This window comes from Pseudomonas sp. M5A4_2d (assembly GCF_053345295.1).
Genome location: NZ_JBKEZW010000001.1, coordinates 797,927 through 822,184, shown reverse-complemented (window position 1 = coordinate 822,184; position 24,258 = coordinate 797,927). Strand labels below are relative to the sequence as shown.

The window sequence follows — 24,258 nt, the reverse complement described above, 5'->3', positions numbered from 1 at the left end:
CTCAACACGCGTCCGCAGGCACGACACGGCCACGGTGCAACACCACCTGCTGGTCCAGGCGCGCAGCGACGCGCGGGCTGTGGGTGACCATCAACAGGCTGGTCGGGCTGTCGCGCAGCAGGTCCAGCAATAATTGCAGCACATCATCACTGGTGGCTTCGTCGAGATTGCCGGTGGGTTCATCGGCCAGCAGTAAAGCGGGGCGCGACGCCAACGCACGCCCCACCGCGACCCGCTGCTGTTGGCCGCCGGACAGCTGTTCTGGATAGCGTTTGAGCAAGTCCCCCAGGCCCAGGCGCTCAACCAACTGCGCCTGCCACTGCGGGTCAAAGCGCCCTGCCAAGCGGGCCTGGAACGCCAGGTTGTCCTCGACACGCAAACTGCCGATCAGGTTGAACTGCTGGAACACCAGGCCAATTTCGGTACGACGCCAGCGGGCCAGTTGCGCCTCGCTCAGTTGATCCAGACGTTGCTCGCCCACCTGAATACGGCCGCCGTCCACCCGATCGAGCCCGGCCACCAGGTGCAGCAAGGTACTTTTTCCGCTGCCCGACTCGCCCATCAGCGCCAAGCTGCTACGCTCACCCAGGTACAAGTCGACGCCCGCCAGCACTGGCAACGGGCCTTGCGGGGTGACATAGCTTTTAAGCACACCTTGCACCTGCAACATAAGAACGCTCGTTTGAAGGACTCCGAACGAGAATAACGGCTGACTGTCAGCCCTACGCAAATTTTTCACATGGATTTCACCGCTTGCCCACCCTCGCCCCTCTACATTGCCCTCCAAGCGTCGAAATTCGGCAACTTGTTAGTTGCCAACCGCGACTTCTTATAACCGCGAGATGTTCAGCGAAAAGACAGCAGCCCTGTGACAGCCTCTCACTCCCCTACGGGATTGCGTCGATGCGTTGCGCCTACTTAATAAAACACTGCCTACAGTGCCCATGGTGAATGATGTGGTTGACCTTACCCTGACCAAACCGCGCGTGCGCCGTGGCTATTTCAAAGGATTCAAAAAGTGGTGGGCAGGCCTTGCAGTCATCGTGCTGCTGCTCGCCGGGTTTATGTTGTGGCCAGCATCGCCGCGTGATCTTGGCATTGGCGATCGCCTGCTGAACTCACAAGTAGTGCCCGCATGGCGCAATGGCGAATTGATCGTATTGGTGCGTCATGAAGAGCGCTGCGACCGTTCGCCCAACCCGTGCTTCGCAGCGCCTGAAGGCCTCACCGTCCTGGGCACCCAGCGTGCTCAAGAAGTGGGCAAGGCCTTCAAGGCCCTGGGTATGGAAAACAGCGACGTGATTGCCAGCCCGGCCTTGCGTACCGCACAGACATCGCACTTCATGTTCGGCAAGGCCGAGTTGACCACCAGCGAAAAATCCATCTGCGGCAAAGCCATTGGCGAAGAACTGCTTAGCCACAAGCAGCCTGGACGCAACTTGGTATTTGTCACCCACAGCGGCTGTATCTCGGACTTCGAAACAGCATTGGGTTTCCCCCGTGCGAGGTTTTCCGAGTATGGCAGTGCCTTGTTTGTGCGGGTGCTGGCAAACGGCAAGTTCGAGACGCTGGGAAAAATCAACAGCGCGGCGTGGGCTAACGTGCTGAAGAAGCTCTAGACACTTTTCGACACACTTCGCAACATTCATGTTCAGCAAGGCGACAGCCCTCTTCTGGCATGTTTAGCTGCGCCCGTTACATCAGGACGTCATGAATACTTTCAGCCACTTAGTGAACTTTGTGATGCATTCCGTTATTACTTGTACACCCTCCTATGCAGCCATTAAACGTCAGGGAGCGACGTTTTCATGACCCGATTGAAACCCCTACCGCTATTGCTATTGGCCTTCGCGGTGTTCTACCTGTTGCCCATGGGCCTGCACGGCTTATGGATCCCGGATGAAACCCGCTATGCCCAGGTCAGCCAGGAAATGCTCCTGAGCGGCAACTGGGTCGCACCGCATTTCATGGGTGTGCGCTATTTCGAAAAACCCGCCGCCGGCTATTGGCTGATCGCCCTGGGCCAGGCTGTGTTCGGCGAAAACCTGTTCGGCGTGCGCATCGCCTCGGCCTTGACCACCGGGCTGAGCGTCGTACTGGCTTATCTCATCGCTCGCCGCTTGTGGAACGACCCGCGCAAAAGCTTCGCCTGCGCCCTGCTCTACATGAGCTTCGGGCTGGTAGCCGGCCAGGCCGGGTATTCCAACCTCGATCCGCAATTTACGTTCTGGGTCAACCTCAGCCTGGTTGCGCTGTGGTTTGCTCTGGACAGCCAAACCTCGCGTGGCCGATTGGGCGCCTGGGCAGTGCTGGGCGTTGCTTGCGGCATGGGTTTTATGACCAAGGGCTTTCTGGCCTGGCTGTTGCCCGTGCTGATCGCCGTGCCGTACATACTCTGGCAGCGTCGCGTGGGCGAGTTGTTGCGGTATGGCCCATTGGCGATAGTGGTCGCCGCACTGGTCTGCGTACCGTGGGCCCTGGCCATTCACTTGCAGGAACCGGACTACTGGCGTTTCTTCTTCTGGCATGAGCACATCCGTCGCTTCGCGGCCGACAACGCACAGCACGCACGCGCATGGTGGTTCTTCCTGCCGATCATGGTCGTGGCATGCTTGCCATGGGCCGGGTTGTTACCGGCCACCCTGATCAAAACCTGGAAAGAAAAAGCCCAGCCGCCCATCGTCTTTATCGCCTTGTGGATGCTGCTGCCCTTGGCCTTCTTCAGCCTGAGCCGCGGCAAGCTGCCGACCTACATCATGCCGTGCCTGCTGCCCCTGGCCCTGCTGATGGGCCATGCGCTGACTGACCTGATCAAACAAGGCAAAACACGCACGATCCTGATCAATGGCCTGGTTAATGCCGTGATCGGCCTGGTGGCGATGGTGGGGTTGATCTACCTGCAAATCAGCAACCCGATGTACGGCAACAGTCACGCCGAGATGTTCAGCCTGTCCCTGGCCTTCATCGTGCTGTTGGCCTGGATCCTGGCCAACCTGCTGCAAGCGGTTCGCCCGCTGACCTTATGGGCGACACCGGCACTGGGCATCGGTTTGCTGGTGGCGTTGTTGCCGGCAGGTATGCCGGCAATGATCACCGATACCGAAATGCCTGATCAGTTCGTGCTTGAGCATCTGGATGAATTGCAACAAACCCATGCTCTGCTAAGCAACGAGCTGGGCTCGGCGTCAGCATTGTCCTGGCGTGTGCGTCGGCCTGAAGTGTCGTTTTATGACACCGAAGGCGAACTGCGCTATGGCCTGACGTATGCCGATTCGGTGCAGCGCAAGGTCGACCTGGACAGCGTCCAGACCTGGCTCACCGAGGCGCGCCAGCAAGGTTCTGTGGGCGTGCTGATGCGGGTCAAGAGCACCAGCGAACATCGTGAAGAAGGCCAGCTACCACCAGGGGGCAAGCGGTATCGCAAGGGCGCCCTGTTACTGATCATCTATCCGAAGCTCCCTTAACGTTACGTCTGCTGTGAGAAAAGCCCATGAGCTTCTGGAAAACCGAACGCGGCGCCTTGGTGTTGCTGCTTGGCGTCTCGGCGTTACTCCTGCTGCTGGGCCTGGGCAGTCGCGACTTGTGGGGGCCGGAAACCCGCTGGGCCAACATCGCTCTGCAAATGCTGCAGAGCGGTGACTACTTCGACCCGTACCTCAAGGGCGCGCCCTATTACGACAAACCCCTGCCCTCTTACTGGCTGATCACCGGTTTCGCCAACGTGATGGGCGGGCTCGGCCCGTGGTCACTGCGCCTGTCGTCGGTCATTGGGGCCTGGCTGAGTATCTGGCTGGTCTATCTGATTGGCGAACGCTTGTTTCGCAAAGGCACCGGGCTGATTGCCGGCTGGATGCTGGCCACCACCTTCTACTTTCTGTTCTGGGCACGGGTGGCCACCGCCGATGTGCTCACTGTGTGTGGTGTGCTGGCAGCTGTCTGGTGGTACTGGCGTGGGCCGGATGACACCCGGCTGGGGCGCTACACGGTATTTTTCCTGCTGCTGGCCGCGACGTCGCTGTTCAAAGGCTTAATCGGCTTTGTACTTCCGGGCCTGGTGCTGTTACCGCACCTGCTCAGCGAACACCGCTACAAGCGTCACCTGAACCTGCGCCTGTTGCTGGCCATGCTGATCGCTGCAGCGTTCTACGCGATTCCTTTTGTGCTTTCGCACTTCTATGGCGCGCCAACTTACGGCGAAAGCGGCCTCGAACTGGTGTTCAAGGAAAACGTCGTACGTTTCTTCGACCCGTTCGACCACATGGGGCCGATCTATACCTACTTGATCTACCTGCCTGCCTACACCCTGCCATGGGCGCCGTGCTGGTTGCTCGGTTTGTGGCTGGCTGTGCGCCACTGGCGCCAGACGCCACCAAACGTGCGCTGGCTGGTATGGGGCTTGGGCCTGCTGTTTGTGTTCTTCACCGCCAGTGGCAGCCGCCGCAGCTATTACGTGTTGCCACTGGTGCCTTTCGCGCAGTTGCTGGCCGCCTGGTGGTTGAGTGAGCGTCTGGAGAAAAAAACCGCCAGCTGGCCACGTTGGCAAAAAGGCTTTGGTATTACCGCGGGCTTTTTGATGCTGGTGCTGGGTGTGATCTACCCCTGGACCACCGGCAATGGCGGCGTAACCCGCTTCGCCGAGGATGTACAAGCCGAAGCGGTCAAAAGCGCACCGTGGAACCAATGGCAGATGGTGCTGGTGGAAGTCGACAACAAGCTGCCGATGTACCTGCAGAACGGCGGCAAACCGTTCTACTACGTCAGCGAAACCCAGGACTTCCCACGCCAGGGCGACAGCGCTGCCTTGATGGCCTGGCTGGAACAAACCAGCGGCCAGGGCTTCGACCCGCAGCACACCATTATCGTCGCGCAGTATTCCAAGGACGACCCGACGCCATTGGCCTACCTGGGCAAAGATCACACGGTGGTCACTACTCAGCCAGACAATGGCGAGCGGATGTTCAAGAAGCGCTCAGGCGGCAGCGTGGCGTTTATTCCCACACCACGCTGACTGCCACACGGCTATCGCGGCTAAGCCCCACGCCCGGATTAGCCGCGTCCAGGCCTCAGATTCGGCGGCGGCGGTTGAGTTGGGGGATCGCGGTTTGAGGGGCCTCTACGCGTGACACCTGCGCCACCGTGCACGCGGCCAACTGCGCCAGTGTCGGCTGACTGAACAAGGTTCGCGCATCCACCGCCAGCCCTGCCTTGCGCAGGCGCGCCACCAGGTTTACCGCCAGCAAGGAATGCCCGCCCAGTTCGAAGAAGTGGTCGTGGCGCCCTACCCGCTCCAGCTTCAAGACGTCGGCCCAGATACCCGCCATCAACGTTTCCACTTCGCCTACCGGTGCTTCATAAGCACGACTCACCACCGACTCCAATCCGGGCTCCGGCAGCGCCTTGCGGTCGAGTTTGCCGGCGGGGTTGAGGGGTAATGCGTCAAGCTGGACAAAGGCCGCCGGCACCATGTATTCGGGTAATTGCTCCAGTACATGGGCGCGCAAGGTTTCCAGGCTCGGCGCCTGGCCGCGCAAGGTGAAATACGCCACCAAACGCTCATCGCGAATCAACACCGCCACCTCTCGCAACGCCGGGTGCGCCGCGAGGCGTGACTCGATTTCGCCCAGCTCCAGGCGCACGCCGCGCAATTTCACTTGAAAGTCATTGCGCCCCAGGAATTCCAGGTTGCCATCCGGCAAGTAACGCACCAGGTCGCCGGTGCGATACAGACGGTCGCCGACCACGAAGGGGCTGTCGATAAAACGCTCGGCAGTCATCTGAGCAAGCCCCAGGTAGCCGCGGGCAACGCCGACACCGCCGATATGCAAATGGCCGCTGACGCCCATTGGTACCGGTGCATCGTATTCATCCAGCACGTACAGGCGGGTATTGTTGATCGCCCGCCCGATCGGCAATTGCCGGGTGGGCACCGGCGCATCCGGCTCCAGGGTCCAGGCGCAGCTGTCCACGGTTGCTTCGGTGGGGCCGTAGACGTTGTGCAATCGCACCTTGGGCAAGCGCGCCTGCACGCCACGGGCCAACGCTTCGGAGAGTTCACCGCCGCCGCACAAAACGTCAGTGAGGCTGGTGCAGAGGGCCGACTCCTCCAGTTCGAGGAACTGCTGCAACATCGCCGGCACAAACTGAATCACGGTAATGTGCTGCTCGCGAATCACCTGTGCCAGGTAGGCCGGGTCGCGATGACCATCGGGCCGAGCCAGTACCAGGCGCATGCCATTGGTCAACGGCCAGAACAGCTCCCACACCGAACCGTCGAAGCTGAACGGCGCCCTTTGCAGCAACGCACCGCCCTCGGCGTTCGGGCACAGCAGGGAAGCCCAATGCATCAGGTTGCCCAGGCCGCGATGCTCAACCATCACGCCCTTGGGTGTGCCTGTGGAGCCTGAGGTGTACATCACATAGGCCAGGCTGGCGACGGTCAAGCCTGGCACCAATGGGTTACCGGTTGGCGCCTGGCTCCAGGCACAACGGTCGAAGTCGAGAACCGGGATCGACACTTCGCCCGGCAGATCGCGGGTAGCGGCCTGCACCAGCAGCACCACGGGGCGACTGTCTTCGAGCATGTAGAGGAGGCGCTCGCGCGGGTAGCCCGGGTCCAGTGGCACATAGGCCCCGCCCGCCTTGAGGATCGCCAGCAACCCCACCACCAGATCCAGGCCGCGCTCGACACACAGCGCCACCCGTGAATCGGGCTGCACCCCGCGCTCGCGCAGGTGGAAGGCCAACTGATTAGCGCGCTCGTTGAGCTCGCGGTAGGTCAATTGCCGGCTCCCGGCTTGCACAGCGATGGCATGCGGAATGTGGCGCGCGTGGGCTTCGAACAATGCGTGTACGGTGAGGTTTTCGGGGTAGTCGGTTTCGGTCCTATTGAAGTCCACCAATAACCTGCGCAACTCACTGGCGGGTAACACCTGCACCTCGCGCAAGGGCGCTTTCGGCGTGTGTTCAAGCGCGTCCACGAGCCCGTTGAGCACGGTATCGAGATAGCCCCAGAGTCGTTCGGCGTCGACCTCGCGGGGCGCCATGACCTTGAGATCAAAGCCGTTTGCGACATCAATCACCGTGACCATCAGCGGATAACTGAGGATATCTTCACTGCCGAGCAAAGCGACGCCTGGCACCAGCTTGAAATCCTTGTCGGCACTGGCGTGTCGGTAGTTGAGCAAGCTGTTGAACAGCGGCGACGCGCTACTGCAACGCTGGGCGAGCGCAAGGGACGCCTGTTCATGCGCCAACAAAGCGCTCAGCTGCGCGTGAGTGTCACTCAGCGCGTCGACCACGGTTTGCCCGGCCAGCCGCACACGCAACGGTAAGGTGTTGATGAACATGCCGAGGGCACGGTCGGCGCCCTCGCCCGCTTGCAAACGGCCCAGCAGCACGGTGCCGAACACCACGTCGTCGCGCCCTGACACCTGCCTGAGTACCTGGGCCCAAGCCAGGTGAAACAGGCTGGCGGCGCTGACCCCAAGAGCACGCGCCTGGCCGCGCAGGCGTTGGCTGAGGGCGTCGTTTATCGGGCATTCAAAGGCTTCGATCTCAGCACGATCGACCTGGTGCTCCTGCATACCGAAGGCCAGGGTCGGCTCGTCGACAGTCGCCAATTGCTCTCGAAAGAACGCCTCGTGAGCGGCCTGTCGCTCAGTGCAGCGGCTCTGCGCCACGACATTGCGATACGGCACCGACGCGGGAAGCTGCGCCTGTTGACCCAGCATATGCGCGCGAATTTCGTCCGCCAGTACCGTCATTGAAGTGGCGTCATTGACCAGGTGGTGGAAGCGCAACTTGGCGATCCAGCGCTGGTTGTGCGGGTCTTCGGCATAATCCAGCGCCATCAGCGGGGCCTGGCGCAAGTCCAGCGGCGCATGCTGTTCGCTGAGCGGTCCGAGCGGCAAGCGAGCTTCGCGCCACACCACTTGCATCGGCTGCTCAAGAGCGTCCCACACCAGGCTGGTGCGCAGGATATCGTGGCGGTTGATCACTTGCTGCAAGGCCTGGGCAAACGCGTCCAACTGCTCGCGACGCGCAAAGCTGAACATCGCATGTTGCTGGTAGGGGTCGCGCTCGTCGGTAATGTGATGGTAAAGCAAACCTTCCTGCAACGGCGCCAGCGGGTAGATTTCCTGCACATTCGCCGCGCCACCGGGGATACCGGCGACAATGCGCTCAAGGCTGTCCGGGTCGAGTTCAGCCAGTGCGAGCATGTCTGCCGTGATATGGGTACAACCTGACGGAATCCGATTGGCAGGCACGTGCACGTCGCTGCCACCCGTGACCGCTGCCAGCGCGGCGAGCGTCGGCTGGCCGAACAGCACCTGCACATCGGCATGCAACCCTGCCTGACGCATGCGTTGTACCAACTGCACCGCCAACAGCGAGTGCCCGCCCAGCTCAAAGAAATGGTCATGCCGCCCGATCTGCCGCACTTGCAGCAGCTCGGCCCAGATCTGCGCCAGTCGGGTTTCCACACCCTCGCGCGGCGCCTCGAACAAGCGCGTGACAAACGCCGCCTGCGTGGGTGCAGGCAGCGCCTTGCGGTCGAGTTTGCCGTTGGCGGTCAAGGGCAGCACATCCAGCTTCACATAGGCCGCCGGCAGCATGTAGTCCGGTAGCGAGGCTTGCAGATGGGCCCGTAGCCCTTCGATGGCGACGCTGTGCTGCGCAACAAACCAGGCCAGCAGTTGACCTTCGCGATACTGCACCACCGCTTCCTTGACGGCAGGATGGCTGGCCAGCGCGGACTCGATTTCCCCCAATTCGATACGCACACCACGGATTTTCACCTGGTCATCATTGCGGCCCAGGTATTCAAGATTGCCATCGGGCATCCAGCGCGCGAGATCGCCGGTGCGGTACATCCGGCCTTGACTGAAAGGGTCGTGCAGAAAGCGCTCGGCGCTCAGCTCGGGACGGTTCAGATAACCGCGCGCCACGCCCTTGCCGCCGACGTACAACTCCCCCGCCACACCGATGGGCACCGGCCGTTGCTGTTGATCCAGTAAATAGACCGTGGCATTGGCGATTGGCCCGCCGATATGCAGCGGCCGGCCGACCTCGACACGCCCGGACGTGGCGACCACGGTGGCTTCGGTGGGGCCGTAGTTATTGATCACATCGAAGGTCTGCGCCCGCGTGAAGGTGCGCAAGCGGTCGCCGCCGATCAGCAAGGTGCGCAGGGTCGGATGCTCCAGACGCTGGCTGAAGGCGTACTCGGCCACCGGTGTCGGCAGAAAGCACACGTCCAACGGCTGCGCGCGCCACCAGTCGAGCAGCGCGTCAATGTCTTCGGCGCCGTCGTGCGCCGGCGCCAGGTGCAGCGTCGCCCCCACGCACAGCGCCGGCCAGACCTCCCAGGCCATCGCATCAAAGCCGAACCCGGCCACGCTGGCGGTGTGGCTGCCCGCGTGCAGGTTGAACGCCCGGCAGTGCCAGTCCACCAGGTTCGACACTGTGTGGTGCTCGACCATCACACCTTTGGGCAACCCCGTAGAACCTGAGGTGTAGATCACATAGGCAAGGTTTGATGGTGTGACCACCACACGCGGGCTGTCACTGAGGGCGCAGGTTTGCTGATCCAGCCGGATCACCGGTACGTCCAGCATGGGCAGGCGCGGCAGCACGTCATGCTGGGTCAACACCGCCACGGGTGAACTGTCGTGCAGCAGGTAGTTCAGGCGCTCGGCGGGATGGGCCGGGTCCACCGGCACATAACAGGCGCCGGACTTGAGAATCGCCAACAGCCCGACCAGGGTGTCCAGCCCGCGTCGGGCCACGATCGCCACGCGATCATCCGGCTGTACGCCGTGTTCCAGCAGTTGATGAGCCAGCGCATTGGCCTGCTGATCAAGTTGGGCATAGGTCAGTTGCCGCCCCTGGTACACCGCCGCGATAGCCTCCGGAGCGCGCGCAACTTGCGCTTCAATGCGCCGGTGCAGGGTTTGCGGTGTGGCATTGGGCTGTGCAGTGGCATTCCACTGCTGCAGCTGGGCCTGTTCGGCGGGTGTCACCAGGGAAAACCCGGCGACCGTCAACGCGGTGTTCTGCAACCCCTGCTCCAGCAGACTGGTGAAGCGCTGCGCCAACGCCTGTACCTCGTCATGCCTGAAATACGCCTCGTTGTACACGCAATGCAGGCACGCGGTGTCCTGGTACCGGTTGCTGCGCAGGTGGATGGCAATCGGCAGCGGCTCATGGTGGTTGGACACCTTGATCGCGCGAGCCTGGACCTGACCATAACGCAGGTCATGGTCGTCTTGCTCGAAGGACACCGACAGATCAAACAGCTGGCCGCGATCGGATCGTCGCAGGCCCAGTTCACGGTTCATCTCGCTCAAAGGGAAACGCTGGTGGCGAAAGTCCTGCTTGAGCTGGTCACGCACGCCACGCACGAGTGCGCTGAAAGGTAGTTGCTGATCGAACTGAAACCGCACCGCACTGACTTGGGCAAACAACCCTACTGTGGAGCGAAACCGCGCGTTGGAACGGTTAAGAATCGGCAACCCCACCACCCACTCATCGCGCTGGCTGGTGCGGGTGAAATACACGTACATCGCGGCCAGCAGCACATGGAATGCCGAGGCCTGGTAACGGTTGGCCACTTGTTCCATCCGGTTGAGCAGTGCCACCGGAAACGGTTCTACCAGGGTGTTACTTGGCGCCTGGGCGCTGTGCCGAGGTGCCAACAATGGCTCGGGCAATGCCTTGTATTTGTCCAGCCAGTAGGCACGGTCGCGGGCATAACGGGCGGACTGGAGGTAACGCTGGTCGGTGTCGATAAAGTCGACATAGGACGGCGCATGCGGCTCCGGTGGCCGACCCTGCTTCAGGTCGGTATAGAGACGAGCCAGGGATTGCAGCATCTGGCCGAAGCCCCAGCCGTCGAGGATCAGGTGATGGGCCTGGGTGCCGAGGCGGTAATGGTCGTCGTCGAGCTTGACCAGGAAAAATCGAAACAGCGGTTCACCGGCCATGGCATAGGGCCGCGCCATTTGCGCTTGCATCAAGGCCTGGGCGGCGGTCTGCGGATCGGGCAATGCGCAGAAGTCGTGGTGTGGCACCTCCACCTTCAACGTGGCGGCGAAGGTTTGCCGGGGCAAGCCGTTGGCGTCGCTGTGCAGTTGGGTACGCAAGGCATCGTGCTTGGCTACCAGCAGCTCGACGGCACGCTGGATCAGGTCCGGCACGATCGGGCCGGCGAAGTCGACATACCCACCAATGTTGTACAGCGGCGAGTTGCCCACGCGCAGTTGGTCGAGCCAGATGTCCTGTTGGGCGGCAGTGAGGGGGAAGCTGGGCGGCAGGCTGGTGGAATGCTTCATAAGATCCTTCTCATGGGGGTCAGGCACTGGCCGCGCAGGGGCCCATTACGCCGAAATTGCCGGATTTGAGCATGGGGGTCGGGGCCTGTCTGTCACCCTAAACCCGGACATCCGAGGGGACAGAACCGGGTCTGGCTGATGGTTCATTGCTGGATCGATTAAAGCGTTGTAGGAGATTGGCTATATCTGGCCGCTGTGGTTTTCTCCAGCGTGTTTAGCTGAAATTATTTTTCGTTAAATATCATATGGTTAAATAATCCTAAAATTCGTTTGTGGCTTTTCGTGGGTGGCATCCGCCGTCAGAAACGTCGAATTAATGACGTGGACTTTATGGCAGGTTGTGTCCCTCGTTTCCGCTACATACGTAGGACAAATCGCTATGGCTAAATAAAATCTCGAACGCCGAGTTACGTTCAAGGAGTACGGATAGCCCCACACAGACCCAGGGCGTCCGTTGACGGTTTTCGACATCAAGGATGAGATGGCTATGAGTCTGACCCGCAGTATTGGCGACACGCACAGCCCGCATTTCTATGCAGAAATGGGCGAGTTGATTTCTAACAGCGGCCAGGAAAACTTCGCCGCCAACATGCTGCATCTGGTGGATAAATGGGTACCGATTCACTTGGTCGACCTGAGTGAATGGACCCTGGACGAACTGCGCGACAGCGTGCTCGACATCAAGCTGCTCGGCAGCGCCGGGCTGCAAAAGGACTGGTCTGCCCCGCAGACCGTGCATGCGCTGAATGACCATCCGCTGTTGCGGGAAATGCTGCGCATGCAAGACCCACTGCTGATCCAGATGAAGGCCAAAGCCAACAGCGCGCATCCGCGTGGCAGCTCGCACCAGTGCAATCTGGTATCGCGTCAGGGCAATCGGCGCTGCGTGATTTCGTTCTACCGCTCGCCCACCCAGCAGGGCTTTTCCCTGGCGCAGTTGTCGTTTCTCAAATGCTTGTCGGAGACCTTGTTGCCCTTGCTGGAGCGGCATGCGCACCTTCTGCGTCTGACGCCGCACGCCGAGTCCGAGCCGGCCCAGAACCTGCTGGAACAATCGCAGTTGCAGCGCGAGTTCTACAAGCGCTTGTCCCTCAGCGATATCACCCTGTCGGCGCGCGAGCAGGAAGTTTGCCTCGGCCTGCTGACCGGCGGCACCGTGCCGCAGATGGCGGAAAAACTCAGCGTGAAAAACAGCTCGATCGAAACCTACCTCAAGCGCGCCGCCGCCAAATTGGGCGTGAGTGGGCGGCATGGATTGGCCAAATGGATGGTTGGCGCCTGATGAACAAATGGACACTCACCAGCGTAGGCGTGGCCTGGATGCTCGGCGGTTGTTCGCTGATCCCCGAGTACCAACGGCCTGCGGCGCCGACACCTGCGCAGTACCCCCAAGGCGGCGTCTACAGCCTGGCGCAGGCCGACACCGTGGCGGTAAAGCCGGACTGGCAGCAACTGTTTCACGACCCGGCCTTGCAACAGCTGATTGGCACCGCGCTGGTCAACAACCGTGACCTCAGGGTTGCCGCGCTGAATGTGGAAGCGTTCCAGGCCCAGTACCGCATCCAGCGTGCGGACCTGTTCCCGGCGGTGTCCGCAACAGGCGCCGGCAAACGCCAGAAGTTGCCGGCCGATGTAACCGGCACCGGCAAGTCGGCGATCACGTCCAACTATTCGGCCACGTTAGGGCTCAGCGCCTATGAGCTGGATTTGTTCGGCCGCGTGCGCAGCCTCAGCGAGCAGGCGATGCTCACTTACCTGGGCACCGAGGAAGCCCGGCGCAGCACACAACTGAGCCTGGTCGCCAACGTCGCCAATGCCTACCTGACCTGGCGCGCCGACCAGGAACTGCTGGCCCTGGCGCAGCAAATCCTGACGGCCAACGACCACAGCTGGCAACTGACCAGCCGCAGCAAAAGTGCGGGCAAGGCTTCGGCGCTGGAGGTGGTACAAGCCCGCACGGCCGTCGAAAGTACCCGCGCCAGCGTGGCCCGTTATGAACGCCAGGTCGCCCAGGACCTCAACAACCTTGCCCTGCTGGTCGGCGGCCCGGTGGATGAGCACCTGCCGTCGCGGCCACTGGCCGACGATCTGGTGGCGCGCGTGCCCGCAGGCTTGCCCTCCGATCTGCTGCAACGGCGCCCGGATATCCTCCAGGCCGAGTACCAGTTGCAAGCGGCCAACGCGAATATCGGCGCGGCCCGCGCAGCGTTTTTTCCTTCGGTCACCCTCACGGCCAACGCCGGCAGCACCAGCACCGAACTGTCAGGGTTGTTCAAGGGAGGCACGGGCACCTGGACCTTCCAACCGCAAATCAACCTGCCGATCTTCAACGCCGGCAGCCTGCGTGCCAGCCTCGACTACGCCAAATTGCAGAAAGACATTACGGTGGCCCAGTACGAAAAATCCATCCAGACCGCGTTCCAGGAAGTCGCCGACGGCCTCGCCGCCCGTCAGACGTTCAACGACCAACTGCAGGCGCAACGGGATTTCGTCGCGGCCAACCAGGCCTATTACGACCTGGCCCAACACCGCTACCGCAGCGGCGTCGACAGCAACCTGACGTTCCTTGATGCGCAGCGCTCGCTGTTCAGTTCACAGCAGGCGCTGATCGTCGATCGGTTGGCCCAATTGGTCGCGGAGGTGAACCTGTATACGGCGCTGGGTGGCGCGTGGAACGTCAACTCAACCCCGACTGCCGCAGCCGGTACTCCCCCGGCGTCATCTGAGCGTAACGAAGGAAAAACCGGCTGAAATATGCCGGGTCTTTGAACCCCAGCTGGTAGCAGATTTCATTCGCCGAGCTGCCGGTAAACAGCAGCAGGCGCTTGGCTTCCTGCATGACCCGTTCCAGGATCAGGCGCTTGGACGGCAGGTCGGCCATGCGCCGGCAGACTTCATTGAGCCGCGCGACGGTGACACCGACCTCCCCGGCGTAACGTGGCAGCGGCCAATGCTCCAGGTAATGCGCTTCGATCAGTTCGTTGAAACGATGGAAGATACGCAGGTCTTCATGCCGCGTCGGGCGCGCCGGCAGCGAGTTGGCACACAGGCGCAGCAGGCGAATCATGATCAGGCGCGTCAGGCTTTCCAGTGCAGCGGCGCGCCCTGCCCACTGGGCGTTGATCTCGCTGCTTAACGCTTCGAACAGTTGATCCAATCCTTGGGCATCTGCCTTCAGCGCCACACACGCGGCCCCGGAGGCAAGGCTCGGGTCGGCGTCAATCAAGGCCCACACCCATTGCTGACGCACCGTCAGCACATGCCCGTCCGCATCCGGTTCAGTCACAAACGCGTGGGGCACCGTGGGCGGCGTGAGAAAAAACATCGGCCCTGATTCAACGTACTGGCGATCATCCAGATACACCCGCACCGCGCCGCTCTTCACGTAATGCACCTGGAAAAATCGGTCATGCCGATGCACGGGCATATTGCGCCCGAAAAATCCTGCCAGGTTGGCGAGCTTGTCGTAATGCACCTCGGCATCGCTGTAACGCTGGTCGTAGACCTGCCCGATGTTGATGTTGGGAATCGGCTTCACAGTGCACTCTTCTTGTTGTTCGGATGCTGCTGGATTTTGCCATGCTTGACGGTAGTTAACATATTAATTATAACGTTAACACATTAACGAACTGCCTATGCAGCAGTCGCCACCGCCAGGAGAAACGCATGAGCCGTACCCTGCATGATGTTGCCAGCGGCACCCTGTTCGGCGTTGCGCTGAACTACCAGGGCTTGCTGGACCAGCATCTCGCCGCCTTCCAGCAGGCGCCCTATCAGCAGCCGCCGAGCAAACCGGTGCTGTTTATCAAAACCCCGAATACGCGCAATGAGCACGACGGTGTGGTGGTGTTTCCTCAGGGTGAACGCCTGCAGCCAGGGCCGGCCCTGGGTGTGGTGATCGGCCAGCGTGCCAGCCGCGTCAGCCTGGAAAACGCCATGGCGCATGTGGCCGGTTATGTGGTGGTGAATGAATTCAGCCTGCCGGAAGACAGTTACTACCGCCCCGCCGTGAAAGCCAAATGCCGCGATGGTTTTTGTGCCTTCGGGCCGGATTGGGTCGCGCGGGATCAGGTGGCCAACCCCAATCAACTGAGCCTCAGACTCTTCGTCAACGGCGAACTGCGCCAGCAAAACTCCACCGCCAATTGGGTACGGGATATTGCGCAATTGATCGCTGAAATCAGCGAGTTCATGACCCTGCACCCTGGCGACGTGCTGATTACCGGCACCCCGGAAGGTCGCGTGGATGTGCAGCCTGGAGACAGGGTTGAAGTTGAAATCAGCGGTGTCGGTCGCTTGACCAACACCGTGCAGGCGGAGGCAGTGCTATGAAACACGCCCGTATTCGTTTTGAAGGCGCGATCCATGCCGTGCACGTGGAGGCGGATTACAGCGTGCGCCTGAGCGATGGCCGGTTGCTCGCCGAAGAACACGTGGAGTGGCTGCCGCCCGCCACCGGCACGATGTTCGCCCTGGGCCTGAACTACGCCGACCACGCCGCCGAGTTGGCATTCAAACCGCCCACCGAGCCCCTGGCATTCATCAAGTCCGTCGGCACCTACACCGGCCACCGGCAGGTTACCTGGCGCCCGGACAACGTCGCCTACATGCACTACGAGTGCGAGCTGGTGGCGGTAATCGGCAAGACTGCGCGCAACGTCAAGCGCGCCGACGCCCTGGATTACCTGGCCGGTTACACGGTGTGCAACGACTACGCGATCCGCGACTACCTGGAAAACTACTACCGCCCCAACCTGCGCGTTAAAAACCGCGACGCCACCACCCCGGTCGGCCCGTGGATCGTCGATGTGGCGGATGTGCCCGACCCGAGCAACCTGACCCTGCGCACCTGGATCAACGGTGAGCTGCGCCAGGAAGGCAGCACCCGCGACATGATTTTCGACATTCCCTACCTCATCGAATACCTGTCCAGCTTCATGACCCTGCAACCCGGCGACATGATTGCCACCGGCACGCCCGAAGGCCTGGCCGATGTGGTGCCGGGTGACGAAGTGGTGGTGGAAGTCGAAGGCGTGGGCCGCCTGGTCAACCGAATTGTCAGCGAGGCGGAATTCTTTTCCGCCCGGAAAGAGGCTTGAGCACCATGATCAAACACTGGATCAACGGCCGTGAGGTCGAAAGCAAAGACACCTTCATCAACTACAACCCGGCCACCGGCGAGGCCATCGGCGAAGTCGCCAGCGGTGGGCCTGAAGAAGTCGCGCAGGCTGTCGCGGCCGCTAAAGAAGCGTTTCCCAAATGGGCCAACACCCCGGCCAGGGAGCGCGCACGCTTGATGCGCAAGCTCGGTGAATTGATCGAGCAGAACGTACCGCGCCTGGCCGAACTGGAAACCCTCGACACCGGCCTGCCGATCCACCAGACCAAAAATGTGCTGATCCCGAGGGCCTCACACAACTTCGATTTTTTCGCAGAAGTGTGCACACGCATGGACGGCCATAGCTACCCGGTGGACGATCAGATGCTCAACTACACCCTCTACCAGCCGGTGGGCGTGTGCGGGTTGGTGTCGCCGTGGAATGTGCCGTTCATGACCGCCACCTGGAAAACCGCGCCGTGCCTGGCGCTGGGCAATACGGCGGTGTTGAAGATGTCGGAACTGTCGCCACTGACCGCCAACGAACTGGGGCGCCTGGCGGTGGAAGCCGGGATTCCCAACGGCGTGCTCAATGTGATTCAAGGCTACGGCGCCACCGCCGGTGACGCGCTGGTACGCCACCCGGATGTACGCGCCATTTCGTTCACCGGCGGCACCGCCACCGGCAAGAAAATCATGCAGACCGCCGGCCTGAAAAAGTACTCGATGGAGCTCGGCGGCAAGTCGCCGGTGCTGATCTTTGAAGATGCCGACCTTGAGCGCGCGCTCGACGCCGCGCTGTTCACCATCTTTTCGCTGAATGGCGAACGTTGCACCGCCGGCAGCCGGGTCTTTATCCAGGAAAGTGTCTACCCGCAGTTTGTCGCTGAGTTTGCCGCGCGGGCCAAGCGGCTGATTGTGGGCGACCCTCAAGACCCCAAGACCCAGGTCGGTTCGATGATCACCCAGGCGCACTACGACAAGGTCACCGGCTATATCAAAATCGGCCTCGAAGAAGGTGCCACTCTGCTCGCCGGCGGCCTGGAACGCCCGGCCAATTTACCGGCGCACCTGAGCAAAGGTCAGTTTATCCAGCCCACGGTGTTTGCCGATGTGAACAACAAGATGCGCATCGCCCAGGAAGAAATCTTCGGCCCGGTGGTGTGCCTGATTCCGTTCAAGGACGAAGCCGAGGCACTGCAATTGGCCAACGACACCGAGTACGGCCTGGCGTCGTATATCTGGACGCAGGACATCGGCAAGGCCCATCGCCTGGCGCGCGGGATTGAAGCCGGCATGGTATTTATCAACAGCCAGAATGTGCGTGACCTGCGCCAGCCCTTCGGCGGCGTAAAAGGTTCCGGCACCGGGCGCGAAGGCGGCCAGTACAGTTTTGAAGTGTTTGCCGAGATCAAGAACGTGTGCATTTCCATGGGCAGCCATCACATCCCGCGCTGGGGCGTGTAACCCTCACATTGCACTCCAACAAGAATAAATACTCAGGAGAATGATCATGGGCGAAGTGGTCCTGGCGGCGAAGATCTGCCACGTACCGTCGATGTACCTGTCGGAACTGCCCGGCAAACATCATGGCTGTCGCGAAGCGGCGATTGCCGGCCACACGGAAATCGGCCGCCGCGCCCGAGAATTGGGGGCGGACACAGCCGTGGTGTTTGACGTGCACTGGCTGGTCAACAGCGGCTATCACGTCAACTGCGGTGAGCATTTCCAGGGCACCTACACCAGTAACGAGCTGCCGCACTTCATCAAGAACATGGAATACGCCTACCCCGGTTGCCCCGAGCTGGGCGCGTTGATCGCCGCCGAGGCCAACCTGGCCGGTGTGCGCACCATGGCCCATAACATCCCGAGCCTGGAGCTGGAATACGGCACTTTGGTGCCCATGCGCTACATGCACATGGGCGTGCCGGAGGATGAAAAGCTCAAGGTCATTTCCATCGCCGCGTGGTGCGCCTGGCATCGCCTGGAAGACAGCTTTGCGTTTGGTGCCGCCGTGCGCCGGGCTATCGAAAAGAGTGACCGCAAAGTGCTGGTGCTGGCCTCCGGCTCACTCTCCCACCGTTTTTCGGACGACCGTGAAGCCGAGGCGAACATCCATAACTGGACCCGTGAATTCGATAAGCAGATGGACCTGCACGTGGTGCAAATGTGGCAGCAAGGCCGCTTCAAGGAGTTCTGCGCGATGCTGCCGGACTACGCCGAACACTGTTTTGGCGAAGGCAAGATGCACGACACAGCCATGCTGCTGGGCCTGCTCGGCGGGCCGGACTATGCCAAACCGGCCGAGATCATTACGGCGCCGTTCGGCAGTTCGGGCACCGGCCAGGTCAACGCGATCTTTCCCCTGTAACCCTGGGAGGCAACCATGCCGCACTTTATCGCCGAGTACACCGACAACATCGAACCACAGGCCGACCTGCCCGGCCTGTTTGAAAAGATCCACCGCGTGCTGGGGGACAGTGGCGTGTTTCCCCTTGGCGGCATCCGCAGCCGTGGCGTGCGCCTGGACACCTGGCGCATGGCCGATGGCAAGCACGACTACGCCTTTGTGCACATGACCCTCAAGGTGGGTCATGGCCGCGACCTGCCCACGCGACAGGCGGTGGCCGAGGCCGTGTTCGCGACGATCAGCGCGCACTTTGCCGAGCTGCAGGCGCAACGCTTGCTGGCGCTGTCATTCGAGATGGTCGAACTGCACCCGCAGCTCAACTTCAAGCAGAACAACGTGCATGCATTTCTGAACAACCCGGCGGGCTGAGTCCCGCCCTCACCTCACGGCCACTCAGACAAAAAGTACAACACCATGAGCACAGCCAATTCCACTGCCAGCCTCGTGCTGGCCGAGCACGACCGCACCCATCGTTTAGTCACCTGGCGCCTGATGCCCCTGTTGTTGGTGTGTTACCTGTTCGCCCATCTGGACCGCATCAACATTGGTTTCGCGAAGATGCAGATGAGCAGCGACCTGCACTTCAGCGACACGGTCTACGGCTTCGGCGCCGGGCTGTTTTTTATCGCCTACGCGCTGTTCGGCGTACCCAGCAATATGGCACTTGACCGGGTCGGGCCACGGCGCTGGATCGCCAGCCTGATGGTGGTGTGGGGCCTGTTGTCCACTGGCATGTTGTGGGTCGAGAGTGCCCGTGGTTTCTATGTGCTGCGCTTTTTGCTGGGGGTGGCCGAGGCCGGGTTTTTCCCGGGTATCCTGGTGTTTCTCAACCGCTGGTACCCGGCACGCCGGCGTGCCCAGGTCACCGCGCTGTTCGCCATTGCAGTGCCGATGGCCGGCGTGTTGGGCGGGCCACTCTCCGGGGCGATTCTGGAGAACTTCCACGACGTGGGCAGCCTGCGCGGCTGGCAGTGGATGTTCCTGATCGAAGGCGCGCCGGTGGTGCTGCTGGGGCTGGTGGTGCTCAAGTGCTTGCCGGACGGTTTCGACTCGGTGAACTGGCTGACGGCCGAGCAAAAACAGCAACTGCACGCCCAACTGAGCAGCGAAGAACAGCGCAAGACCATCACCTCGTTCAGCGGCATCCTGCGTGACCCGCAGGTGTGGCTGTTGGTGGCGGTGTACTTTGCGGTGATGCTGGCGGTAAACACCCTGGCGTTCTGGATGCCGACCCTGATCCACGGCGCTGGCATCGGCCGCGACAGCCAGGTTGGCCTGCTCAGCGCCGTGCCGTATCTGGCCGGGTGCTTCTTCATGATCGGCTGCGGACGCTCGTCCGACCGGCACCGCGAACGTCGCTGGCACCTGTGTGTGCCATTGCTGATGGCCGCCGTCGGTATCGCCGTGACCGGCCTGGCGCCAGGCAATCCGCTGCTGGTGATGAGCGGGCTGGTGGTCGCCGGCATGGGCGCCAGTGCCGCCCTGCCGATGTTCTGGCAACTGCCGCCAGCGTTTCTCTCCAACACCACCCAGGCCGCCGGCATCGCCATGATCAGCTCGTTCGGCAGCGTCGCCGCGTTCCTCGCGCCGTACCTGATCGGCTGGATGCGCGACGCCACCCAGAGCGCCAGCCTCGCGCTTTACGTACTCGCCCTGTTTATCGCCCTCGGCGGCCTGCTGGTGCTGCGCACCCACGCCGCCATCGTCAACCCACACTAGAGACCGTTGCCATGCTCGACTCACAGCAAATCCATGAGGCCGCTACCCGTCTGGACCGCGCCGAACGCAGCCGCGAACAGGTGCGCCAGTTCTCCCTCGACTACCCTGGCATCACGATTGAAGACGCCTACGCCATCCAGCGCGCCTGGGTCGCGCAGAAGATCAAGGACGGCCGTACCTTGAAGGGTCACAAAATCGGCCTGACTTCACGGGCCATGCAAGTGTCATCGAACATCACCGAACCCGACTATGGCGCGCTGCTCGATGACATGTTTTTCGACGAGGGCAGTGATATTCCCTTCGAGCGTTTCATTGTCCCTCGGGTGGAAGTGGAACTGGCCTTCATCCTCGGCAAACCGCTCAAGGGTCCGAACTGCACGGTGTTCGACGTCCTCGACGCCACCGAGTGGGTGATTCCGGCGCTGGAGATCATCGACGCGCGCATCCAACAGGTCGACCCACAGACCCACGCGACCCGCAAGGTCTTCGACACGATCTCCGACAACGCCGCGAATGCGGGAGTGGTGATGGGCGGCCGCGCCGTGCGGCCCACCGACATCGACCTGCGCAAAGTGCCGGCGGTGCTGTACCGCAATGGCGTTATCGAGGAGTCCGGGGTGTCGGCAGCAGTGCTTAACCACCCGGCCAAGGGCGTGGCGTGGCTAGCCAACAAGCTGGCGGCGTATGACGTCACGCTGCTGCCCGGGCAAATCATCCTCGGTGGCTCGTTTACGCGCCCGGTGGCGGCACGCCCCGGCGATACCTTCCATGTCGACTACGACACGCTCGGGTCGATCGCCTGCCGTTTCGTCTGACCACTGGAGATTGTCATGGACATGCCTGTCAACCGCTTCAAACAACGCCTGAACAAGGGCGACGTACAGATCGGCCTGTGGCTCGGCCTGGCGAATGCCTACTGTGCCGAGCTGGCCGCCAACGCCGGTTTCGATTGGTTGCTGATCGATGGCGAACACGCGCCCAACGCTCTGCCAGGCATGCTTGGCCAATTGCAGGCCATCGCGCCCTATCCCAGCCAGGCGCTGATTCGCCCGGTGATCGGCGACAGCGCGCTGATCAAGCAACTGCTGGATATCGGCGCTCAGACATTACTGGTGCCAATGGTTGAAAGCGCCGCGCAGGCCCGCGAACTGGTGCGTGCCATGCGCTACCCGCCCCTGGGCATTCGTGGCGTCGGCAGTGCTTTGGCCCGCGCTTCACGCTGGAACAGCATCCCAGGTTACCTCGACCAGGCCGATGAGCAGATGTGCCTACTGGTGCAGATTGAAAGCGCTGAAGGCCTGGCCAATCTGGACGCCATCGCCGCAGTCGAAGGCGTGGACGGTGTGTTTATCGGCCCGGCGGATTTGAGCGCGTCCATGGGGCATCGCGGTAACCCGGGGCACGTTGCGGTGCAGGCGGCAATTGAACAGGCAATCACGCGCATCGTACACGCGGGCAAGGCGGCGGGAATTCTCAGTGCGGATGAAACGCTGGCGCGGCGCTACATCGAACTGGGTGCGACGTTTGTGGCGGTAGGTGTGGATACCACGGTGTTGATGCGTGGCTTGCAGAGTTTGGCGGGGAAATTCAAGGGCGCTTCCGAAGCCTCACACACCGGTGGTGTCTACTGAGATCTCATGTGGGAGCTGGCTTGCCTGCGATGGCGGTGGGCCAATGGGTTTAGTTGTCACAGGTACACCGCTATCGCAGGCAAGCCAGCTCCCACACTTTGGTGTGTGGCGTTTGAGCAATGGTTTCAGCGCTTGATGTTCTTCAAGTCATCCAGCAGGCCCAACAGGGCCTCAAACTTCTCCGTACCGAATTGATCCTGCAAGCGCTGGTAGTTGGCTTCCATGCAATGGCTCATGGACTCGAAACTCGCCTTGCCCTTGTCGGCCAGGGTCACCAGCACACGGCGCTGGTCCTGCTCGGCCTTGCGCCGGTGCACCATGCCGGCGGTCTCCATGCGCACCAGCACGCCGGTCATGCTCGGTTTGAGGATGCAGGCCAGTTCCGCCAGTTGGTAAATCTCCAGCTCACCGTGTTGCTCAAGGATGCGGATGATCCGCCATTGCTGTTCGGTCAGGCCGTGTTCATTCAGGGAGGGCCGGAAAAAACTCATGGCAGCTTCGCGGGCTTGCAGCAGGGCCAATGTCAGGGATTGTCGAGGTTTAAGCATAGGGATCAGGGTCACGGGTTATTTAGTTAATAATTTAACGAAACTCTAGCATTCCCGGCCAGTGAGCGCGCTATAACTTGTTTGCCGCACCTGCCCATGGCGCGCTGAATCAAAAGCCTGGGCACGCAGGGTCAAGACATCCGTCCCGCCAGGGCCCCTAATGGAGGCATCCGTTTTAGCGCCTTCCTTCACCTTTTCAGGCTGCGCCATGATCAACATCGAAACCCCCACGTATTACACCGCCACCAAGAAATACAACCTCAGCTTCCCCACGCTGGAGCAGGACATCGACGCCGATGTCGTGGTGATTGGCGGCGGTTTCTCCGGTATCAACACTGCCCTGGAACTGGCGGAAAAAGGCATCACCAATGTTGTGGTGCTCGAAGCGCGCTACCTGGGCTTTGGCGGCACCGGGCGCAACGGCGGGCAGATCATGGCGGGCATCGGCCATGACCTGGAGAAGATCAAGAAGGATGTGGGCGAAGACGGCCTGCGCCAGGTATTCGAGATCAGCGACCTGGGCGCCGACATCATCAAGAACCGCATCGCCAAGTACAACATCGACGCGGATTTCTGCCACGGCTATGGCTACATGGGCTTCAACGCCCGCCAGGAAAAAACCCTGCGCGCCTGGGAAAAGGACTTCAAGTCGATCAACAGCCAGCATGAGATCCGCTTTCTCGGCGGCGCCGACGTGCAGCAGATCATCGGTTCCACAGCCTATACCAGCGCCCTGCTGCACATGGGCGGCGGGCATGTGCACTCGCTCAACCTGCTGTTGGGCGAAGCCACCGCCCTGGCCAGCCATGGCGTACGGATTTTCGAGAACAGCCCTGCCCTGGACGTCAGTTATGGCGAGCGCATCACCGTGCGCACCGGCCGCGGCTCGGTCCGCGCCAGCAAGTTGCTGTGGGCCTGCGACAGTTTCCTCAACAAGCTGGAACCGGAGCTGCACCGTTCGACCATCAACACCTACGCATTCCAGATGATGACCGAGCCGTTGTCCGAGGAACTGATCCAACGCATCAGCCCGATTCGCGGGGCCTACAGCGACATTCGCCCGGTGATCGACTACTACCGCGTGACCAATGAAAACCGCTTGCTGTTCGGTGCCGCAACGCCGCTGGTGGAGCATATTCCCGGCGACCTGAAGGCCTGGAACCGCAACCTGATGCTGAAGATTTTCCCCTACCTCAAGGACGTGAAAATCGACCTGGCGTGGGGCGGGCCGATGGCGTGCAGCCCCAATCTGTTTCCGCAGATCGGCACTTTGCCAGGGCGCAGTAATGCGTTTTTCGTGCAGGGCTATTCCGGTTTTGGCGTCACCCCCAGCCACATCATCTGCAAGGTCCTGGCCGAAGGCATGAGCGAAGGCTCGGCGCGTTATGACCTGGTCAGCTCGATTCGTCGCCCGACCATTATCGGCAAGGACGCGATCCGCCCCTTGCTGCTGACGGCAGGCAAATCCTGGCACCAACTTTCCGGCTACTGGAACGGGCGCCGCTAATTTTCGTTTACT

General features: G+C 61.5%; 18 protein-coding genes. 14 read left to right on the top strand and 4 right to left on the bottom strand.

Annotated elements, in window-relative coordinates; genetic code table 11:
- Position 1: 1 nt before the first annotated feature.
- The gene (locus ACLBW8_RS03830) at positions 2-670 is read right to left on the bottom strand and encodes an ABC transporter ATP-binding protein (RefSeq protein ID WP_447804618.1); all 669 of its coding nucleotides are present in this window, start codon (positions 668-670) and stop codon (positions 2-4) included.
- Between the two features lie 274 nt (positions 671-944).
- On the opposite strand from ACLBW8_RS03830, the gene pmrG reads away from it, so the two are divergent.
- From pmrG to ACLBW8_RS03815, 3 genes are all read left to right on the top strand, one after another.
- A complete protein-coding gene (pmrG, locus tag ACLBW8_RS03825) occupies positions 945-1,619 on the top strand; it encodes a lipopolysaccharide core heptose(II)-phosphate phosphatase PmrG (RefSeq protein WP_447804617.1) in 675 nt (224 codons plus the stop codon).
- Between the two features lie 189 nt (positions 1,620-1,808).
- Positions 1,809-3,464, top strand: coding sequence for a lipid IV(A) 4-amino-4-deoxy-L-arabinosyltransferase (arnT, locus tag ACLBW8_RS03820; RefSeq protein WP_447804616.1), 1,656 nt, complete (start codon positions 1,809-1,811; stop codon positions 3,462-3,464).
- A 26-nt stretch (positions 3,465-3,490) separates the two neighbouring features.
- On the top strand, positions 3,491-5,008 hold the full coding sequence (locus tag ACLBW8_RS03815) for an ArnT family glycosyltransferase (RefSeq protein WP_221295182.1): 1,518 nt from the start codon (positions 3,491-3,493) through the stop codon (positions 5,006-5,008).
- A gap of 55 nt (positions 5,009-5,063) precedes the next feature.
- Here the strand turns inward: ACLBW8_RS03815 and ACLBW8_RS03810 are convergent, their stop codons facing one another.
- The gene (locus ACLBW8_RS03810) at positions 5,064-11,333 is read right to left on the bottom strand and encodes an amino acid adenylation domain-containing protein (protein ID WP_447804615.1); all 6,270 of its coding nucleotides are present in this window, start codon (positions 11,331-11,333) and stop codon (positions 5,064-5,066) included.
- 487 nt (positions 11,334-11,820) lie between these two features.
- Here ACLBW8_RS03810 and ACLBW8_RS03805 point away from each other — a divergent pair, with 487 nt between their 5' ends.
- Together ACLBW8_RS03805 and ACLBW8_RS03800 are read left to right on the top strand one after the other, a co-directional pair.
- Positions 11,821-12,615: a helix-turn-helix transcriptional regulator gene (locus tag ACLBW8_RS03805; RefSeq protein WP_262665434.1), complete on the top strand. Its 795-nt coding sequence runs from the start codon at positions 11,821-11,823 to the stop codon at positions 12,613-12,615.
- A complete protein-coding gene (locus ACLBW8_RS03800; protein WP_447805012.1) occupies positions 12,615-14,084 on the top strand; it encodes an efflux transporter outer membrane subunit in 1,470 nt (489 codons plus the stop codon). The genes ACLBW8_RS03805 and ACLBW8_RS03800 overlap by 1 nt, the downstream gene beginning before the upstream one ends.
- Here the strand turns inward: ACLBW8_RS03800 and hpaA are convergent.
- The gene (hpaA, locus tag ACLBW8_RS03795; protein ID WP_447804614.1) at positions 14,011-14,871 is read right to left on the bottom strand and encodes a 4-hydroxyphenylacetate catabolism regulatory protein HpaA; all 861 of its coding nucleotides are present in this window, start codon (positions 14,869-14,871) and stop codon (positions 14,011-14,013) included. The genes ACLBW8_RS03800 and hpaA overlap by 74 nt on opposite strands.
- A gap of 128 nt (positions 14,872-14,999) precedes the next feature.
- Here hpaA and ACLBW8_RS03790 point away from each other — a divergent pair, with 128 nt between their 5' ends.
- From ACLBW8_RS03790 to hpaI, 8 genes are read left to right on the top strand one after another with little or no spacing between them, the layout of a single operon-like run.
- The gene (locus ACLBW8_RS03790; RefSeq protein WP_447804613.1) at positions 15,000-15,665 is read left to right on the top strand and encodes a fumarylacetoacetate hydrolase family protein; all 666 of its coding nucleotides are present in this window, start codon (positions 15,000-15,002) and stop codon (positions 15,663-15,665) included.
- Positions 15,662-16,432: a fumarylacetoacetate hydrolase family protein gene (locus ACLBW8_RS03785; RefSeq protein ID WP_064453088.1), complete on the top strand. Its 771-nt coding sequence runs from the start codon at positions 15,662-15,664 to the stop codon at positions 16,430-16,432. Before ACLBW8_RS03790 ends, ACLBW8_RS03785 begins: the two co-directional genes overlap by 4 nt.
- 5 nt (positions 16,433-16,437) lie before the next feature.
- Positions 16,438-17,898, top strand: coding sequence for a 5-carboxymethyl-2-hydroxymuconate semialdehyde dehydrogenase (gene hpaE, locus ACLBW8_RS03780; protein ID WP_447805011.1), 1,461 nt, complete (start codon positions 16,438-16,440; stop codon positions 17,896-17,898).
- A gap of 46 nt (positions 17,899-17,944) precedes the next feature.
- On the top strand, positions 17,945-18,802 hold the full coding sequence (gene hpaD, locus ACLBW8_RS03775) for a 3,4-dihydroxyphenylacetate 2,3-dioxygenase (RefSeq protein WP_064453089.1): 858 nt from the start codon (positions 17,945-17,947) through the stop codon (positions 18,800-18,802).
- Positions 18,803-18,817: 15 nt separating this feature from the next.
- On the top strand, positions 18,818-19,210 hold the full coding sequence (locus ACLBW8_RS03770; protein WP_064453090.1) for a 5-carboxymethyl-2-hydroxymuconate Delta-isomerase: 393 nt from the start codon (positions 18,818-18,820) through the stop codon (positions 19,208-19,210).
- Positions 19,211-19,255: 45 nt separating this feature from the next.
- Positions 19,256-20,560: an MFS transporter gene (locus ACLBW8_RS03765; RefSeq protein WP_447804612.1), complete on the top strand. Its 1,305-nt coding sequence runs from the start codon at positions 19,256-19,258 to the stop codon at positions 20,558-20,560.
- 11 nt (positions 20,561-20,571) lie between these two features.
- Positions 20,572-21,375 carry a 2-oxo-hept-4-ene-1,7-dioate hydratase gene (gene hpaH / locus ACLBW8_RS03760; protein WP_447804611.1) on the top strand — a complete coding sequence of 268 codons (804 nt, stop codon included), beginning with the start codon at positions 20,572-20,574 and terminating at the stop codon, positions 21,373-21,375.
- Between the two features lie 15 nt (positions 21,376-21,390).
- On the top strand, positions 21,391-22,191 hold the full coding sequence (hpaI, locus tag ACLBW8_RS03755) for a 4-hydroxy-2-oxoheptanedioate aldolase (protein WP_447804610.1): 801 nt from the start codon (positions 21,391-21,393) through the stop codon (positions 22,189-22,191).
- Positions 22,192-22,316: 125 nt separating this feature from the next.
- Here hpaI and hpaR read toward each other — a convergent pair whose 3' ends face one another.
- A complete protein-coding gene (gene hpaR / locus ACLBW8_RS03750; protein ID WP_064453094.1) occupies positions 22,317-22,739 on the bottom strand; it encodes a homoprotocatechuate degradation operon regulator HpaR in 423 nt (140 codons plus the stop codon).
- A gap of 208 nt (positions 22,740-22,947) precedes the next feature.
- Here hpaR and ACLBW8_RS03745 point away from each other — a divergent pair, with 208 nt between their 5' ends.
- Positions 22,948-24,246: an NAD(P)/FAD-dependent oxidoreductase gene (locus tag ACLBW8_RS03745; protein ID WP_447804609.1), complete on the top strand. Its 1,299-nt coding sequence runs from the start codon at positions 22,948-22,950 to the stop codon at positions 24,244-24,246.
- The last annotated feature ends 12 nt before the right edge of the window (positions 24,247-24,258 follow it).

Coding starts and splice junctions, on each gene's coding strand:
- hpaD (WP_064453089.1), top strand. CDS start 17,945: ATGGGCGAAGTGGTCCTGGCGGCGAAGATCTGCCACGTACCGTCGATG.
- ACLBW8_RS03830 (WP_447804618.1), bottom strand. CDS start 670: ATGTTGCAGGTGCAAGGTGTGCTTAAAAGCTATGTCACCCCGCAAGGC.
- ACLBW8_RS03765 (WP_447804612.1), top strand. CDS start 19,256: ATGAGCACAGCCAATTCCACTGCCAGCCTCGTGCTGGCCGAGCACGAC.
- pmrG (WP_447804617.1), top strand. CDS start 945: ATGGTGAATGATGTGGTTGACCTTACCCTGACCAAACCGCGCGTGCGC.
- ACLBW8_RS03805 (WP_262665434.1), top strand. CDS start 11,821: ATGAGTCTGACCCGCAGTATTGGCGACACGCACAGCCCGCATTTCTAT.
- arnT (WP_447804616.1), top strand. CDS start 1,809: ATGACCCGATTGAAACCCCTACCGCTATTGCTATTGGCCTTCGCGGTG.
- ACLBW8_RS03745 (WP_447804609.1), top strand. CDS start 22,948: ATGATCAACATCGAAACCCCCACGTATTACACCGCCACCAAGAAATAC.
- ACLBW8_RS03800 (WP_447805012.1), top strand. CDS start 12,615: ATGAACAAATGGACACTCACCAGCGTAGGCGTGGCCTGGATGCTCGGC.
- ACLBW8_RS03770 (WP_064453090.1), top strand. CDS start 18,818: ATGCCGCACTTTATCGCCGAGTACACCGACAACATCGAACCACAGGCC.
- hpaR (WP_064453094.1), bottom strand. CDS start 22,739: ATGCTTAAACCTCGACAATCCCTGACATTGGCCCTGCTGCAAGCCCGC.
- hpaH (WP_447804611.1), top strand. CDS start 20,572: ATGCTCGACTCACAGCAAATCCATGAGGCCGCTACCCGTCTGGACCGC.
- ACLBW8_RS03810 (WP_447804615.1), bottom strand. CDS start 11,333: ATGAAGCATTCCACCAGCCTGCCGCCCAGCTTCCCCCTCACTGCCGCC.
- ACLBW8_RS03785 (WP_064453088.1), top strand. CDS start 15,662: ATGAAACACGCCCGTATTCGTTTTGAAGGCGCGATCCATGCCGTGCAC.
- ACLBW8_RS03790 (WP_447804613.1), top strand. CDS start 15,000: ATGAGCCGTACCCTGCATGATGTTGCCAGCGGCACCCTGTTCGGCGTT.
- hpaE (WP_447805011.1), top strand. CDS start 16,438: ATGATCAAACACTGGATCAACGGCCGTGAGGTCGAAAGCAAAGACACC.
- hpaI (WP_447804610.1), top strand. CDS start 21,391: ATGGACATGCCTGTCAACCGCTTCAAACAACGCCTGAACAAGGGCGAC.
- ACLBW8_RS03815 (WP_221295182.1), top strand. CDS start 3,491: ATGAGCTTCTGGAAAACCGAACGCGGCGCCTTGGTGTTGCTGCTTGGC.